This is a genomic window from Streptococcus sanguinis (genome assembly GCF_008329445.1).
In the GTDB taxonomy this organism is placed as follows: Bacteria; Bacillota; Bacilli; order Lactobacillales; family Streptococcaceae; genus Streptococcus; species Streptococcus sanguinis_O.
In genome coordinates this window covers 910017-926595 of the sequence record NZ_VIBR01000001.1, presented here as the reverse complement: position 1 = coordinate 926595, position 16579 = coordinate 910017, and the positions used below count along the sequence as shown (strand labels likewise).

The window sequence follows — 16579 nt, the reverse complement described above, 5'->3', positions numbered from 1 at the left end:
AAGTAGTAGATGTATTTGTTTTTAGCGAGCTTGTGGTTGGTGGAAATGAGCAGCAAATCTTTACGAAATTGGGCTAATGGATAAAATGAATTTGAAACAATAAGAATTCGGTGGGCACACCTTACAGTGCAGCTTGTTTGATGACAAGATAGAGACATGGGGAATATTAGCTATTTTCCATAATTGAGGTGGCACCGCGATTTTCGCCCTCACACAGAGTACCTGTGTGAGGTTTTTTGTTGCTTATTATAAAAAAATAAGGAGAATTGCCTATGTTTAAACGATGGCGTCCCTAGGGATTAATAGAAAATATAAAACATAGAAATGGAGAAAGAACATGAAAAATAAACGATTAGTAACTATCTTAGGCCTTTTGGCCGTTTTGGCAATCGGTGGGATTGTCTATTCCAGCTTGAACAGCAAAGGTAACACCACGAAGACTAACAGTGACAGTCAAACAGTCAAGGTAGGCGTGCTGCAGTATGTCAGCCACCCTTCGCTGGATTTGATTTACAAAGGGATCCAGGATGGTCTGGCTGAGGAAGGCTATAAAGGCGACAAGATTAAGATTGACTTTATGAATGCTGAGGGCGATCAGAGTAAGGTTTCTACTATGAGCAAGCAGCTGGTCTCCAATGACAATGATGTGCTGATTGGGATTGCGACTCCATCTGCACAAGGACTGGCTGCAGCTACTAAGGACAAGCCTATTGTCATGGGAGCTATCACAGATCCAGTCGGAGCAAACCTAGTGAAAAATCTGGACAAGCCAGGGGGCAATATTACTGGTGTCTCTGACCGCAATCCAGCTAAGCAACAGCTAGAGCTGATTAAAAAATTGACCCCAGATGTCAAGACTATCGGTGCGCTCTACTCTAGCAGCGAAGACAACTCTAAAACTCAAGTGGAAGAGTTCAAAAAATTAGCTGAAGAGGCAGGCTACAAGGTAGAGGAATACTCTGTTCCTTCAACCAATGAAATTGCTTCAACCATGAATGTCATGACTGGCAAGGTTGATGCTATATGGATTCCAATTGACAATACCATTGCATCAGCTTTTGCGACAGTTGTGTCCAGCAATAAAGAAGCTAAGAAGCCGATTTATCCAAGTGCGACAGCCATGGTAGAAGAAGGAGGCCTTGCCTCTGTCGTTGTAGACCAGTATGACCTAGGTGTTGCGACTGGAAAAATGGCAGCTAAAGTTCTTAAAGGTGCCAAACCTGCTGACACTGCAGTAGATATTTTCGATACAGGTAAATCTGTAATCAATACCAAAAATGCCAAAGAACTTGGCATTACTGTACCAGAAGATGTCCTCAAAGAAGCTGGCCAGGTTATCAAATAAAAAGAAAGAAGTCTGTTGTTTGACAGGCTTCTTTTTCTTGATAGTCTCTTCTTGTAAAACCTTTCTCGCAGTTGTATAATAGAATTAGCTCAAGTGAATGAGAAGAGCAAATGAAGTGCAGTTTGCTCCAGTAGATTTTACGAAGAGATAGAAGCGGAAAGGGAGTTAGTCAAGAAAGAATGGAAGAAGATATTCAAAAAAACCGCTATATGGGATCGGTCAAGGTTGGTCCCAAGGGGCAGATTGTCATTCCCAAAGAAGTGAGAGATATGTTTGAAATTCAACCTGGGGATGCTCTGGTCCTCTTTGCAGATGCCCAGCAAGGCATTGCCATCCAGCGTTACGAGCTCTATGAAGATCTATTTAATCAGACCTTCAATGGAGATAAGAATTCAAAAAGTGATTTATAAAATCGGAATCTGCTTAAGCAGATTTTTTCTTTTGCTTTTATTTGCTACTACTAATGAATAGGTGTATAATAAGTATAAGAAGTTATACAACTTATACCAAACTCTTTCGAAATTGAGTTAAAATAGCTCAGTTTTTAGCTAAATGAGTAAGTTGTGACTAGATTTAGATGTCAAACTCATATCCTTAAATAACATTTCGTTTTTTATTTCCTCATATCTGATGAAAGGAGATTTCCTTATGTATGCAGTTGAGATGCAAGATTTGACCAAGCAATACGGCTCAAAGACGGTTGTTGTTGGTTTGAATCTAAAAATTGAAGAGGGTGAATTCTTTGCTATGCTGGGCTCTAATGGTGCGGGAAAGACAACAACGATTAAGATGCTGTCCTGTCTAGTTGAGCCAACAGCAGGAGATGCCCTAATGCTAGGCTATAGCATTCGCAAGGAGGAAGATGCTGTCAAGGAAATGATTAATGTTTCGCCTCAGGAAACAGCTGTTGCTCCCAAGCTGACAGTCAAGGAAAATCTGGAGATGATAGCTCGTTTATATGGATTTTCTAAGGAAGAAGCGGATCAAAAGACAGAGCATCTGATGGAGACATTTGACCTGACGGATAGACAGCATGATCAGGCCAAGTCCTTGTCAGGTGGCTGGCAGCGCAAGCTCAGTATTGCAATGGCTCTAATCAGTCAGCCCAAGATTTTGTTTCTGGACGAACCGACCTTGGGACTGGATGTACGGGCTAGAAGGGAGTTATGGAAGAATATTGAGCAGCTAAAGGGAAAAGTTACAGTGATTCTGACCACACATTATCTAGAAGAAGCCGAGGCTTTGGCCGACCGACTTTGCATTATGGATAAGGGAATGGTACAGATCTTGGGGAAAGCAGAGGAAATTATCCAAGCTTCCGGTAAGAAGGATTTTGAAGAGGCATTTTTGTCCTATACGGAAGGAGGGGAATGAGCATGAGAGCCTTCATTTTTGCAAAGCGCAATTTCAAAGAAATCATGCGTGATTATGTCAGCAGTCTGATGGGAATTGGTTTTCCTGTCTTTCTGATTATCGCCCTGTCCCTTATGAAACAGAGCCTCAAAGGGATGCCAGCTATATTTTCCATTGAAAATTTTGCCCCAAGTATGATGGTGTTTGGTGCTTCCTGGCTAACTATTTTTGTTGGCAGTTTAATGGCTACGGACCGCAATAGCTCTTTTCTCATGCGGCTGCTATCTACACCGCTTAGAAGCGTGGATTATATCTTAGGGTATTCGATTCCAGTTCTGCCTCTGGCTCTTTTACAGGGCATAGCTAGTTTTGCAACTGCAATGATTTTTGGCTTATCCTTAAAGCTGGGAACTTTTTACGCCCTCTTGGTTTTGATTCCAGTAGCTCTGCTCTTTATTTCGTTGGGCTTGCTTTTAGGCTCAGCCTTCTCTAGCAGTAATGCAGTCAGTGGTTTTGGAACTATTCTTGTCAATGCCACGGTTTTTCTCAGTGGAGCAGTGCTTCCGATTGAGATGATAGGAGGTAGTTTTGAAGCATTTTGCAATGCCTTGCCATTTGCCCATGCAGCAAAGGCTGTTCAGTTGGCATTGGCACAGGATTTGAATTTAGTTTTGCCTCATCTGTTTTGGGTTTTGCTCTATGCTTTCCTATTCTTTATCCCTTCTGTCTGGATTTTCAAAAAGAGGATGAAAGGGTAGAGGTTTAGTTCAATGTAGAATTCAGCTGCCTTAGCTTGCGAAATGTTTAGAAATCTGTTACAATGAAATATAACTAAATAGCAATCCGTAAGACCAGTAACCTAGGGGAAGTTTAACAGGGAGGGGAGCCAGCGACTGAAAGCTCTCTAGATGAAAGCTAGGTGAATTCACTTACTCAAGGATTGATAAGTAAGGTCTGGCTTGCCAGATAAAAAACGGATGGTACCGCGTGTCAACGCTCCGCTTATGGAGATTGGCGCGCTTTTTATTTTGGAGGGAAAATGACGAAAACGATTGAAGAACAACTAAAAAGCCTGCGTGAAGAGACTCTAGCTTCTCTCAAGCAGCTCAAAGCGGAGAATCAAAAGGAACTGCAGGACTTGCGTGTAGCTGTCTTGGGTAAAAAAGGTTCACTGACTGAAGTCCTGAAAGGGATGAAAGATATCTCGGCTGAAATGCGGCCGATTATCGGGAAACATGTCAATGAAGCGCGTGATATTCTGACAGCAGCCTTTGAAAAGACTGCTCAAGAGATGGAAGAACAATTAGTAGCTCTGAAACTGGCTGAGGAATCCTTGGATGTGACCCTGCCAGGCCGTCAAATTCCGGTAGGGAATCGTCATATTCTTAGTCAGACTAGTGAGGAAATCGAAGATATTTTCATCGGGATGGGCTATCAGGTTGTAGACGGCTTTGAAGTGGAAAAGGACTATTACAACTTTGAGCGGATGAATCTGCCTAAAGACCACCCAGCACGGGATATGCAGGACACTTTCTACATTACAGAGGAGATTCTGCTCAGAACTCACACCAGTCCGGTACAGGCGCGAGCTATGGATGCTCATGACTTTTCTAAAGGGCCACTCAAGATGATCTCACCGGGGCGCGTTTTCCGACGGGATACCGATGATGCGACTCACTCCCACCAGTTCCATCAGATTGAAGGCTTGGTGGTTGGAGAAAATATTTCCATGGCAAACCTGCAAGGAACGCTGCAGCTGATTGTACAGAAGATGTTCGGCGAAGATCGCAGTATCCGTCTGCGTCCGTCTTACTTCCCGTTCACTGAACCATCTGTTGAAGTGGATGTTTCCTGCTTCAAGTGTGGCGGTGCCGGCTGTAATGTCTGTAAGAAGACCGGCTGGATTGAGATTATGGGAGCTGGTATGGTGCATCCGCGCGTGCTGGAAATGAGCGGTATTGATGCAGAGAAATACTCTGGATTTGCCTTTGGTCTTGGTCAAGAGCGGGTAGCTATGCTTCGCTACGGTATCAACGACATTCGTGGCTTCTACCAAGGAGATATTCGTTTTTCTCAGCAGTTTAAGTAGAAACCTGTATTCATAGATGCAGCTTTTCTGAGAAAGGAGTGCAGTATGCTAGTCAGAGTCAAAAAAGAAGAAGCGAGCCTCCTGCGGGAGTTGGAGGTCGCGACCTATCAAGAAACCTTTGGTCCTTTTATCAAGGAAGCTGATATGGATCATTATTTTGACAATGAGCTGTCACTTGCGACCATCGAAACGGAACTGGAAGATCCTGAGTCAGAGACTTATTTTGTTGTCAAAGACGGTAAAATTGCTGGGTTTCTCAAGTTTAACTGGGGCAAGGCTCAAACGGAGCAAGAACTGCCACAGGCCTTTGAGGTTCAGCGAATCTATGTCTTAAAAGCCTATCATGGTCAAGGCTTGGGCAAGGAAATGTTTGAATTTGCCTTAGAAGAAGCTGAGAAACGAGGCTTTGACTGGGTCTGGCTAGGCGTCTGGGAAAAGAATTTTAGAGCTCAAGATTTTTACTTTAAATACGGCTTTGAAAAATTTAGCCAGCACGACTATATCACTGGTGAGACAGTAGATACAGACTGGCTGCTGCGCAAGAAATTGAAATAAACAAGAAAATTTAAAGAGAGGAAATGATACGACCTAAAAGCTCGAAATTTAGATGATTTGTTTCTGAAATCAGGCTTTCGGACAAGTCCCTAACATTTGGTCGCTTTTACCAATTGCCTTGGCAATTGGCCGGTCTTAATATCTTAAATATGCTAGTAAGTTATAAGTGGTTAAAAGAGTTAGTAGACATTGATGTGACAAGCGCTGAGCTGGCTGTGAAAATGTCAACGACAGGAATTGAAGTGGAAGGTGTGACATCACCCGCAGCTGGCCTGTCAAAAATTGTTGTTGGTGAGGTGGTATCGTGTGAGGATGTTCCTGATACCCACCTGCATGTTTGTCAAGTCAATGTCGGAGAAGAGGAGAACCGTCAGATTGTCTGCGGTGCTCCAAATGTTCGCGCAGGCATCAAGGTCATGGTGGCTTTGCCAGGTGCTCGCATTGCGGACAATTATAAGATTAAAAAAGGGAAAATCCGGGGCTTGGAGTCACTGGGCATGATCTGCTCTCTCGGTGAACTTGGCATTTCTGATTCTGTCGTGCCAAAGGAATTTGCGGATGGTATTCAAATCCTGCCTGAAGAAGCAGTGCCGGGCGAGGAAGTCTTCTCTTATCTGGACTTGGATGATGAGATTATCGAACTTTCCATCACACCAAACCGAGCTGATGCTCTGTCTATGCGTGGGGTGGCTCATGAAGTGGCTGCCATCTATGACAAGTCAGTACATTTCAAAGATTTTCCGCTGGTGGAGAATGAAAAGCAAGCAGCTGACAGTCTATCAGTGGCTCTTGAAACCGAGAAAGCCCCTTACTATGCGGCTCGTATCTTGGAAAATGTCACTATTGCCCCAAGTCCTCAGTGGCTGCAAAATCTCCTCATGAACGAAGGAATCCGTCCGATTAACAATGTAGTGGACGTGACCAACTATATCCTGCTCTACTTTGGTCAGCCTATGCATGCCTTTGATTTGGATACTTTTGAGGGTGACCAGATCGTTGTGCGGGAAGCGCGTGCTGGTGAAAAGCTGGTGACGCTGGATGGCGAAGAGCGCGAGCTGGAAGTTAGCGACCTAGTTATCACTGTGGCAGATAAGCCAGTGGCTTTGGCTGGTGTCATGGGCGGAGCAGCGACTGAAATTTCCGGTAAATCCACTCGTGTTGTTCTGGAGGCGGCTGTTTTTGATGGAAAATCAATCCGCAAGACTAGCGGTCGCCTTAATCTGCGCTCAGAATCATCTTCCCGCTTTGAAAAAGGCATCAATGTGGCAACTGTTAATGAGGCGATGGATGCAGCAGCAAGCATGATTGCGGACTTGGCAGGTGCAACTGTTCAGGCTGGTATCGTATCAGCCGGTCACTTGGATACTCGTGATGTAGAAGTGGTGTCTAGTCTCGCGGATGTCAACCGAGTTTTAGGAACAGACTTGCTTTATACAGATATTGTGGATGTCTTCCGCAGACTTGGCTTTGGCTTGTCAGGAAGTGCTGAACAGTTCACTGTCAGTGTCCCTCGCCGTCGCTGGGATATTTCTATCGAAGCAGATCTCTATGAAGAAATTGCCCGCATTTACGGCTATGACAAATTGCCAGCTAGTCTGCCAAAAGATGATGGGACTGCTGGTGAATTGACTGCAACGCAGCAACTGCGCCGTCAAGTACGGACCTTAGCAGAGGGAGCTGGACTGACAGAAATCATCACCTATGCTTTGACGACGCCAGAAAAGGCGATTGAGTTCACTCTCAATCCTAGTAACTTGACTGAGCTCATGTGGCCGATGACAGTGGAGCGCTCTGTTCTTCGTCAGAACATGGTTTCTGGTATTTTGGACTCGCTAGCCTACAATGTGGCTCGTAAAAATAAGAATCTGGCCCTCTATGAGATTGGAAAAGTCTTTGAGCAGACCGGCAATCCTAAGGAAGATCTGCCAAATGAAATCAATAGCTTTGCCTTTGCTTTGACAGGTCTGGTTAATGAAAAAGACTTCCAGACCAAACCAGTAGCAGTTGATTTCTTCTATTCTAAGGGTGTAGTGGAAGCACTCTTTGCTAAGTTGGGCTTAACAGCTGAATACGCGGCTAGCAACCAGATTAAGAGTTTGCATCCTGGTCGGACTGCTTTAATCTCTATCAATGGCCAGCCTGTCGGCTTTGTCGGGCAAGTCCATCCTGCGACAGCCAAGGCTTACGATATTCCTGAGACTTATGTGGCCGAGCTCAACCTGTCTGCTATCGAAGAGCAGCTCCAGCCAGCCCAGCCATTTACAGAAATCACTAAATTCCCAGCTGTCAGCCGTGATGTGGCCCTTTTGCTCAAGGCAGAAATCACTCACCAAGAGGTCCTTGATGCAATCCAAGCAGCTGGTGTTAAGCGCTTGACAGATATTAAGCTCTTTGATATCTTCTCTGGGGACAAGCTGGGTGTCGGCCTCAAATCCATGGCCTACAGCCTGACTTTCCAAAATCCAGAAGCCAGCCTGACTGACGAGGAAGTGTCTAAATACATGGAAAAAATCGAAAAATCCCTGACCGAAAAACTCGGAGCAGAGGTACGTTAATGAACTATTCCCCAGTCATGTGATTGGGGATTTTGATTCATACTCTTCGAAATCTTATTCCAATCATAGTTGATTTGCTTTCTATCTTGGCAAACTTATCACTGGGATGCGAACAATGATGTAGACGAAACGAGAAGTATTCGAAATTAAAAATCAGTAGGAAAAGTAATCATGGAAAATTCAAACCAAATATCCCAATGTCAGACTCTTTGGGCTAGAAATAAGTATCTGGTTCTCAGTCATTCCAGTAAGGTCTATCTGGAAATCCGCCAATACCTGAAAAGTGACTCGGTGGAAGCGGCACATGTTCAAGGCTTGATTGACCAGGCGGTAGCCCTGCCTGAAAACCGCGGTCAGGTCAGCAATGCCTTTCAGCATATATGGGGCTATTTTAAGAAGAAAGCCAACTCAGCTGAAAAAGAAGATTTTATGCATCTTTTGCTTCGTTACCAATCAGGTCAGGCTGAGCAAAAAGACTTGGTAAGAGCTGTAAGGGACCTGCTAGTCAAGTATCCCAATCCTTATCTGCAGCAGTCGACCTTGATATTTGGGGATGAGGCATGAAGCTCTGAAATCAAGGGGAAAGAATAAGCTTGCTCGTCTAGTAGCTTTGAGGGGTGTATATGATAAGAATAATTTGTTAGGCTCATAAACAATATTATTTTGACTAGTTTCGATAAAAGATCCACCTTGAGCAAAACGCGTCTTTAAGGTATGATTGGAGAAAAAATGTTTTTTACTTATCAGGAAAATAAATTATACTATAAAGTGATTGGTCAAGGAAAGCCAGTCTTGGCAATTCATGGTTTGGGCTGTTCATCTGAATTGATGGAAGGATGTTTGGAACCTATTTTTGAGAAACATGCTGACTATAAAAGGATTTATTTAGATTTACCTGGCATGGGTAGGTCTGATGCCAATCCTGCTTTTGCAAGTTCGGATGCGATTTTAGAGATGCTATTGAACTTTATAGAGACTGTAATCGGCGGACACAGCTTTCTCTTAGCTGGAGAGTCTTATGGTGGCTATCTTGCTAGAGGAATTTTGGCTAAGAAAAGGTCAGAGATTGATGGTTTGCTGCTTATTTGTCCAGTAGTTGTACCCAATCCGCAAGAAAGAATTCTGCCAAAAGACAGCCTGCTAATTAGAGAGGTAGGTTTTGATACAGCAGGCAAAAGCGAAGATTTCGTTGATTTAGCGATTTTACAGACTAAAGAAACTTATCGACGGTTTGCAAAAGAAATCCTAGCAGGGCTTCAGATGATGAATGCTCCCTTTGTCCAAAAGCTGCAAGAAAACTATGCTTTTTCGTTTGAAGTGGATCAAGAGATACAGGAAAAGAGCTATGACAAGCCCAGTCTTTTTATAGCAGGAAAGCAGGACCAAGTCGTGGGCTTCCAGCAGTTAGCCCAGCTGTCTCACTATTATCCAAGGGCAACTCATGCTGTAATGGATCTTGCTGGCCACAATGCACAGATAGATCAAGAGGCTCTCTTTACGGCCTTGGTTGAAAATTGGCTCAAGCGAATTGAACTTTCCTAATACTCCAAGATTTAATATGTTGAACAGATGCAGATGAAACTGGAGTTCATCAAAGAAATCTAATTCAGCCCCAAATTGATTTTAAAATCATAGAAAAAAGCGGTGTGACCGCTTTTTTTGCTTATTATCCCCAGAATTTTTGGGCGATTTCTTGGCCTTGTTTAATTTTGGCCCATTGTTGCTCAATGGTGAGTTCGTTTCCAGAGTCACAAGAGGCAAAGCCGCATTGGTGGGAGAGCAGGAGACGCTCTTTCGGTAAAACGGTTGCTGCTTTCTCGAGCAGGTCTAGGACGCGTTTTTCGTCATCCAAGCCTGTCGTCTTACTGGAGAGCAGTCCTAAAACGACTTCCGCATTCTTGTCCTTCAAAGCTGCTAGAGCTGATACATCACCAGCTACATCGCTGTCCCACTCTAGGAAGTAGCGATCATAATGTTGGTCGCACAGGAATTTTTCCGCGATAGCTTCGTAGGTTCCTTCAGCAGCAGAACGGCTTTCGTAGTTGCCACGGCAGTTGTGGGTCCAGACAGTCAGTCCTAGCTCATGAGCGTAGTCTACGACTTCGTTATTAATAGCGACAAACTCGTCTGCCAGGTCAGCCAGACTGGCATTCTCCTCCGCAAAGAAGCTAGCAGGATTGGACTCATCAAAGAGTTCCCAGAGGCAGTCGTCAAACTGGATAATATGTCCGCCAGCAGCCTTATAGTCGTCCAAAAATTCCTTGTAGGCCTGAATTAAGCCTTTTTTCAAATCTTCATTGGTCTCATAAACTTGTCCTGGTCCCGCCAAGCGGTCAAAGACAGCTAACTCAGTATAAGCATGGGCAGGCCCCCAGACAGTCAGCTTGGTATCTTCACCAGCAGCCTCTTCCTTGACTAGCTTATAAATCTCGATAAAGTGATGATTTTTTCCAGAGAGTGGTGCTGTGATGCGGATACCAATGTCCTTGCGGGTCTCGTATTGCCCACCGTCGTGGTCCTTGAAGGTATAACCGTGGTCAGCAATGTAGCGCTCGATTCCCTTAAGTCCCCAGACAAAGTCCAGATGCCACATAGACTTGGAGTATTCTCCGTCCGTCAGGATGTCAATTCCCTTAGCCTTTTGCTCAGCGATAATCTCCTTGATGTCAGCTGTCTCCGTCTCATGGTAGCCTGGGAAGCTGTCGTAGAATGGGTATTGAATATCATCGCGGTGCTCAATTTCTGTCTTATACTGGCGCAGATTTTCTGGGCGCAGAAGTGATCCAACCAGTTGAAATTTTGATTTTGTCATAAGATTTCTCACTTTCATTAGGGATTATGGTCTATTGTATCGAAAATCCCTCGGCAAATAAAATAGTTAATTATACTGGTAGGGTATAGCCGAAAACTATTGCTAGCGCTTTTAGAAACTGTTATTTCAAATCAAAGTATCTTCTCCATCACTGTTTCCTGAGGCTGAAGCCCTAACCGCTCATAGAAACGTAGGGCTCCGACATTGTCGTTCCAAGCATTGAGAGTAAGAATATAGCATCCGATTTTCCGAGCATAGTCTTCCGCAAAGCGGTAAAGTTGCTCACCAACCTTTTGTCCTCTGGCTTTCTCATCTACACATAAGTCTTCGATAAAAAGTGTCTTGATGGGATTGAGTACAGGACTGACAGGTTCCTTGATGGAGCAAAAGAGATGACCGAGGATTCCTCCAGCTTCATTTTCAAAGACAAAAATAGGGGTGGATTCTTGACCCAGAATCTTCTCTAATTCTTCATTGCTAAACTTGCTGCCCTCGGCCTTGAAAATGTCCGGACGAGCCTGATGGTGGACAAACAGGATTTGCTGAAGGAGTCCTTGGAGTGCAGGAATATCGCTGACTTGGGCTTTTCTGATTGGCATGATCTTCTCCTTTTATCTTTTTAAGAATCATTATACGACAGGGAACTATTTTGTCAAGAGAGCTTGGAAAGACTAACAGAACAAGCAGCGTCTGAATAGCAAATGTCAATCAGAGTGAGTCATTTCCTTTAGATGTATTTTCCTTATAATAAAAACTGCTTTTTCTTGACAAATGAAACAGACAAGTGTAGAATATAAGTATAAACTACAAATGTAGAAAAAGGAGAAAGCGATATGACTATTACAAAAAAAGCCTTTATCGGAATTCTATCTCTGACAGCAGCAGTCCTATTAGCTGCCTGCTCAGGCAATACTAACCAAGGAGGGAATACTAGTTCATCACAGAATACACAAGGCCAAACATCACAATCTGCACAAAATCAGACTTCGCAATCATCAGCTGCATCTTCCTCTAATCAGCCTTCGTCATCATCAAATGCAGGGCAAGCTACTAATCTAGACGGGCGCTACCAAGCAACCGATCATGATGGTGACCAGCATGTCCTAGAAATCAATGGTACGACTGGTACCTGGACTGAGACCGAGGTTGATGGCAGCAAGGAATTCAAGCAGGTACAAGTAGATAGTGCTAATCAAAGACTGATTGTCGGTGATGATGTCAAAAGTTACCGCCAAAATGGCAATCAGCTGATTGTGGACGAATTGGATGATGATCCAGACACTCTGACATTTACCAAGCAGTAATACGCTTCTCATTCTGCTCAGGACAACAGGATGAGCAGTGAGGAAATCAAACTAGGAAACTCTGAGAAAGGAGTTTCCTTTTTTATAAGAATTTTATCGTAAATGATACCCAAAATTTGACTTATGGGGTGCCCTAAGTTGTATAATAGTTACTATAAAGATATCAAAGGAGAAGAAACGATGAAATTGGCAGTTTATTCAAAAGCAGGTCAAGTTGGACTGACTGAGATTGATCGTCCGCAAATTATTGAGGCAGATGATGCCATTATTCGGATTGTTCGGACCTGTGTCTGTGGCTCTGACCTATGGCGCTACCGCAGTCCAGATATTGAAGCAGGCCATCAAAATAGTGGGCACGAAGCGATTGGAATTGTCGAAGAAATCGGAGAGGCTATTACAACGGTCAAACCGGGAGATTTTGTCATTGCACCTTTCACTCATGGATGCGGGCAATGTGATGCCTGCCGGGCAGGATTTGACGGTACCTGTGATTCTCATATTGGGAATAACTGGTCAAATGGGGTGCAGGCAGAATATATGCGCTTCGAATTTGCTAACTGGGCTCTAATCAAAATTCCGGGCCAGCCCTCTGATTATACAGAAGGTATGCTCAAATCACTCTTGACACTGGCAGATGTCATGCCGACAGGTTACCATGCCGCGCGTGTGGCAGACGTCAAGCCTGGTGATAAGGTGGTCGTGATTGGTGACGGAGCTGTTGGACAATGCGCTGTTATTGCTGCTAAAATGCGTGGTGCTTCCCAAATCGTTCTTATGAGTCGTCACGAAGATCGACAAAAGATGGCCTTGGAATCCGGTGCGACAGCTGTTGTGGCAGAACGTGGCGAAGAAGGAATTGCCAAAGTCCGTGAAATCCTTGGTGGTGGTGCAGATGCAGCTCTGGAATGTGTCGGGACAGAAGCAGCTGTTGATCAAGCTCTGGGAGTTCTTCACAACGGTGGTCGCTTGGGCTTTGTCGGTGTGCCTCACTATAATAATCGAGCTCTCGGTTCTACCTTTGCTCAAAATATTACAGTGGCAGGTGGAGCAGCCTCTGTGACGACTTATGACAAGCAAATCTTGCTCAAGGCAGTTCTTGACGGTGATATTAATCCAGGTTGCGTATTTACTTCAAGCTACAAACTGGAAGATATTGATCAAGCTTATAAAGACATGGATGAGCGCAAGACCATTAAGTCCATGATTGTCTTTGATTAGGTAAGGAAGAAAACAGCCTTGCTGCGGTCTCTTTAAGATGGCAGTGGGCTGTTTTTGCATGGCTTGGTAGTTCTTTTCATGAAAGGAAATTCATTCTTTATGCTCTTTGCACCAAGTTATCCATCTTGACCATTCGGCAGCCAGGTGGAGCTGGTGTTCTTTGATAAGGCTGTCTGGACAAAGGCTGGGGAATTCGACGCAAAATCGGGCTTCTAGGCATTTTTCTGTGTCGCGAAACTGATGGCGAATACCACCAATATTGCAACCATTCGCTAGACTGGCGGTACCGACAGTTTGGAAGGGATAAGACGCATCACGAGGCTCCTCTGTCTCAGCTTCACCACCAAGGTCAAGGAAAAACTGTGTCGGCAGAGGGCTGTTTCCTGCAGTCTCAATGACTTCAAGTTTGTCCCCGTGCGGCTGCAAGGCATAATGGTCTGGACAGGCACCAAGATTGACTCGTTTATGAACATTTGTCTTTTCTAACATCAACTTTTCTAGCATTATACTGAAAGAAGCAGCAGTCAGTCCACTTTCAAAAATCGTGATGATTGCTTTTTTTCTAGGTTTCTTGGACCATTTGGCCGCCCATTTCATTAAATATTGGCTCCATTTGAGTTTTGTTCCGATTTGCTGGATTAGATCTTCGTATGTCAGCTTCATTTTTGCTTCCAGTAGGGCTTGGTCTAAAATCTCCGTGTTGTCAGTATTAGGTAGCTGTAGATTAAGCATCTTAGCTGCTTTAAGGGTTCTCTGCTTCCGCCATTGCTCAATTCTTTCTTGACTGACTTCCTTTTGATTAATCATAATCTTCATCTTTTAATCCTCCTGTTCTTGCCTTCTGCTTATATTTATTATATAGTGGGAGCTGGATGGCATACAAGCATCAATTTTAGATAGACTGTTGCATTTTGAGGTGAATGGCATGTATGAGAAAAAAAGAAGAAAGACAGAAAAGAAGATAGAGACTAGCTTGCTGCAGCTGATGAAAGAGCAGACTTTTGAGGCTATCAGTATTCGCCAGCTGATTGACTTGGCAGAGGTGAATCGCAGTACCTTTTATCGTCATTATTTGGATAAATATGATCTGCTGAAGAAGATAGAAGACCGCTTGCTAGGTGATTTGCAGACCTATTATCAAGAGGCTTTAGATTCTGCCTGCTTGTTCAAGTTAGAAAAGGATTTTAAGGTGGCTGACTTTATCCATGAGAAACAAAATCTTTTTCATTTTTTTGGGCCTTACTTGGAAGACTTAGCCATTCTTTTAGGGCCGAATGGCAGTCCAACTAGTTCGAGGCGGTTGCAGGAAGCTCTGAGGGAGATTTTCTGGCAGAGTATTTCCTTGGCTGATCCACATTTAGAGGAGGTAGAGGTGGACTTGCTCCTGAATCATCAAGCCGCGTCCTTTATGGGAACCCTGACTTACTGGCTGGCTCATCCTCGCTATAAGGCTCAGCAAATGAGTGATTTTCATGCTAGGGTGACCGCTGTCGGTCTGGTGGGCTTTGTCAGAGAGCATATGGAGGGGGATTGACAGGATAGTTTTTCCAGTTTGCTTCTTTATGGTATAATAGTCTCGAATATCTCAAAGGAGGACAGCTTTGTTTTTAGCTTTTAAAGAGATTGTCTACAGTCGCGGACGCTATCGTTTAGTGGTTGCTGTGGTCTTTCTCATTACCTATATGGTTTTCTTTTTATCTAGTCTTTCCGTCGGTTTGGCTAGGCTCAATCGCTTGGCTTTGGACCAATGGCAGGCTGAGTCGATCGTCTTGTCGGAGTACGCCAATAAGAATCTAATAGCTTCGACTCTCAAGGAAGAGGAATACAGCCGCCTGCTTCAAGGGGACTCAATCGCTGCTTTGGGACAAACGTCAGCAGTGGCCAATTATGAAGATGGGACTGATAAACTCAATGCTCAGGTTTTTGGTCTCTCTTGGGATAGTTTTCTGGCGCCTGACATTATTGAGGGACGTCCTGCTGAGAATGCTTATGAAGTTATTGCGGATAAGCGTCTCCAGCAAAAAGGTGTGAAACTAGGCGACCAGCTTCAGCTAAATGGCAGTGAGCGCCTCTATCAGGTTGTTGGTTTCACAGAGGATAATAGCTTCTTTACGCAACCTGTAATTTTTATGGATCTAGATGATTTCAGGGAATTAAAGTACGGCTCAAGTCAGGTTAAGAATATCAGCGCACTTGTGGTCAAGGATGCTCAGAAGATTGAAGAAGCTGGAGTTAGTCAGCTCTCTATGAGTGATTTTATAGAAAATATCCCTGGTTATCAGCCTCAGGTACTGACTTTTTCCTTTATGATTGGGGCCATGGTTCTGATTACATTTTTGGTATTGGGAATTTTCATGTACATCATTACCATCCAAAAGACGCATCTTTACGGTATTATGCGCGCCCAAGGGATTGCCAGTGGGAAGATTATTGCTTCTATTTTTTGGCAGATTTTCATCCTGTCCACTCTGGGAATCAGCTTAGCTGTCTTGGCTCTTTTGGGAACCCAGCTAGTCTTGCCAGCTTCTATGCCTTTTTATAGTGACTGGCGAGCTTATGCTGGATTGATTGTCCTCATTATTTTCATGTCACTGGCTGGCGGACTTTTGTCCATTCATCGGGTTCTGAAAATTGACCCTATCACAGCGATTGGAGGTGAGTAAATGTCAATCATAGAGCTAAAAGGGGTTACAAAAGAATATGGTCAGGGGCATACGCTGGTTCAAGCCCTGAAACCAACTGATTTCCAACTGGAAGCGGGGCAGTTTGTAGCTATTATTGGGCCGTCAGGCTCGGGTAAAACAACCTTTCTGACCTTGCTGGGGCATTTGCAAACTCCCTCAAAAGGACAGATTCTCCTGCATGGGAAAGATACCTCCCAGCTCAAGGAAAAGGAACGAGCTGCTCTGCGTTTCAATGATTTCGGCTTTATTTTGCAGGCTTCCAATCTCATTCCTTTTTTGAAAATCGAAGACCAGTTCCAGCTGATTGACCGCTTATCTAAAAAGGAGAGAACAGATTTAGACAGTCTGATTGAGTTGCTAGATTTAAAAGGAACTCTCAAGCAGTATCCGAAAGAATTGTCCGGCGGAGAACGGCAGAGAGCTGCTATCGCCCGAGCACTTTACAATAGCCCTGATATTATCTTGGCTGATGAGCCGACAGCTAGTCTGGATACAGAGCGGGCTAAGCGCGTGGTCCATCTGCTCAAAGAGGTGACCCAGAAATTCCATAAGAGTGTGGTTATGATTACTCATGATACCCGCTTGCTGGACGAGGTTGACAAGGTTTATGAGATGCAAGACGGAGTGCTGACTCAAGTTCGATAAAGTTTTAGAAGGTTTCGGC

General features: G+C 44.1%; 17 protein-coding genes and 1 other annotated feature (1 of these 18 running past the window's edge). Of the genes, 14 read left to right on the top strand and 3 right to left on the bottom strand.

The annotated features are described in order from the left end of the window. Positions 1 to 214 (top strand) — a binding site (T-box leader); it begins 20 nt to the left of the window's first position. 123 nt (positions 215 to 337) lie between these two features. The 9 genes from trpX (at position 338) to FKX92_RS04670 (ending at position 9439) form a co-directional block, all read left to right on the top strand. Further along, entirely contained in the window at positions 338 to 1345 is a 1008-nt protein-coding gene (trpX, locus tag FKX92_RS04710) for a tryptophan ABC transporter substrate-binding protein (protein ID WP_125410316.1), read from the top strand. 179 nt (positions 1346 to 1524) lie between these two features. Next, positions 1525 to 1755 (top strand): AbrB/MazE/SpoVT family DNA-binding domain-containing protein, encoded by a 231-nt coding sequence (locus tag FKX92_RS04705; protein ID WP_002910015.1) that lies wholly within the window; start codon positions 1525 to 1527, stop codon positions 1753 to 1755. Between the two features lie 220 nt (positions 1756 to 1975). Next, the gene (locus FKX92_RS04700; protein WP_185767943.1) at positions 1976 to 2719 is read left to right on the top strand and encodes an ABC transporter ATP-binding protein; all 744 of its coding nucleotides are present in this window, start codon (positions 1976 to 1978) and stop codon (positions 2717 to 2719) included. Between the two features lie 2 nt (positions 2720 to 2721). Continuing rightward, positions 2722 to 3456, top strand: coding sequence for an ABC transporter permease (locus tag FKX92_RS04695; protein ID WP_185767944.1), 735 nt, complete (start codon positions 2722 to 2724; stop codon positions 3454 to 3456). Between the two features lie 281 nt (positions 3457 to 3737). Further along, on the top strand, positions 3738 to 4787 hold the full coding sequence (pheS, locus tag FKX92_RS04690) for a phenylalanine--tRNA ligase subunit alpha (protein ID WP_002900605.1): 1050 nt from the start codon (positions 3738 to 3740) through the stop codon (positions 4785 to 4787). A gap of 45 nt (positions 4788 to 4832) precedes the next feature. Next, the gene (locus tag FKX92_RS04685; protein ID WP_149565676.1) at positions 4833 to 5342 is read left to right on the top strand and encodes a GNAT family N-acetyltransferase; all 510 of its coding nucleotides are present in this window, start codon (positions 4833 to 4835) and stop codon (positions 5340 to 5342) included. A 125-nt stretch (positions 5343 to 5467) separates the two neighbouring features. Next, positions 5468 to 7897 carry a phenylalanine--tRNA ligase subunit beta gene (gene pheT / locus FKX92_RS04680; RefSeq protein WP_392392043.1) on the top strand — a complete coding sequence of 810 codons (2430 nt, stop codon included), beginning with the start codon at positions 5468 to 5470 and terminating at the stop codon, positions 7895 to 7897. 171 nt (positions 7898 to 8068) lie between these two features. Further along, the gene (locus tag FKX92_RS04675) at positions 8069 to 8461 is read left to right on the top strand and encodes a YbgA family protein (protein ID WP_149565674.1); all 393 of its coding nucleotides are present in this window, start codon (positions 8069 to 8071) and stop codon (positions 8459 to 8461) included. A gap of 150 nt (positions 8462 to 8611) precedes the next feature. Next, positions 8612 to 9439 carry an alpha/beta fold hydrolase gene (locus FKX92_RS04670; protein WP_149565673.1) on the top strand — a complete coding sequence of 276 codons (828 nt, stop codon included), beginning with the start codon at positions 8612 to 8614 and terminating at the stop codon, positions 9437 to 9439. Positions 9440 to 9563: 124 nt separating this feature from the next. Here FKX92_RS04670 and FKX92_RS04665 read toward each other — a convergent pair whose 3' ends face one another. Both FKX92_RS04665 and FKX92_RS04660 read right to left on the bottom strand, forming a co-directional pair. Then, positions 9564 to 10709: a cobalamin-independent methionine synthase II family protein gene (locus tag FKX92_RS04665; protein WP_187759383.1), complete on the bottom strand. Its 1146-nt coding sequence runs from the start codon at positions 10707 to 10709 to the stop codon at positions 9564 to 9566. A 131-nt stretch (positions 10710 to 10840) separates the two neighbouring features. Beyond that, a complete protein-coding gene (locus tag FKX92_RS04660; RefSeq protein ID WP_149565671.1) occupies positions 10841 to 11308 on the bottom strand; it encodes a GNAT family N-acetyltransferase in 468 nt (155 codons plus the stop codon). 234 nt (positions 11309 to 11542) lie between these two features. Between FKX92_RS04660 and FKX92_RS04655 the strand changes: the two genes are divergently transcribed. Together FKX92_RS04655 and FKX92_RS04645 are read left to right on the top strand one after the other, a co-directional pair. Then, positions 11543 to 12013 (top strand): SP_0198 family lipoprotein, encoded by a 471-nt coding sequence (locus FKX92_RS04655; protein WP_149565670.1) that lies wholly within the window; start codon positions 11543 to 11545, stop codon positions 12011 to 12013. 180 nt (positions 12014 to 12193) lie between these two features. Continuing rightward, complete coding sequence (locus FKX92_RS04645; RefSeq protein ID WP_149565669.1) at positions 12194 to 13231, top strand: zinc-binding dehydrogenase; 1038 nt, start codon at positions 12194 to 12196, stop codon at positions 13229 to 13231. 90 nt (positions 13232 to 13321) lie between these two features. On the opposite strand, the gene FKX92_RS04640 is transcribed toward FKX92_RS04645, so the two are convergent. Further along, positions 13322 to 14047 carry a hypothetical protein gene (locus tag FKX92_RS04640; RefSeq protein WP_149565668.1) on the bottom strand — a complete coding sequence of 242 codons (726 nt, stop codon included), beginning with the start codon at positions 14045 to 14047 and terminating at the stop codon, positions 13322 to 13324. Between the two features lie 109 nt (positions 14048 to 14156). Here FKX92_RS04640 and FKX92_RS04635 point away from each other — a divergent pair, with 109 nt between their 5' ends. From FKX92_RS04635 to FKX92_RS04625, 3 genes are all read left to right on the top strand, one after another. Beyond that, positions 14157 to 14765 (top strand): TetR/AcrR family transcriptional regulator, encoded by a 609-nt coding sequence (locus FKX92_RS04635; protein WP_149565667.1) that lies wholly within the window; start codon positions 14157 to 14159, stop codon positions 14763 to 14765. A 67-nt stretch (positions 14766 to 14832) separates the two neighbouring features. Then, positions 14833 to 15894 (top strand): ABC transporter permease, encoded by a 1062-nt coding sequence (locus FKX92_RS04630; RefSeq protein ID WP_187759382.1) that lies wholly within the window; start codon positions 14833 to 14835, stop codon positions 15892 to 15894. Beyond that, on the top strand, positions 15895 to 16560 hold the full coding sequence (locus FKX92_RS04625) for an ABC transporter ATP-binding protein (RefSeq protein ID WP_002909993.1): 666 nt from the start codon (positions 15895 to 15897) through the stop codon (positions 16558 to 16560). The last annotated feature ends 19 nt before the right edge of the window (positions 16561 to 16579 follow it).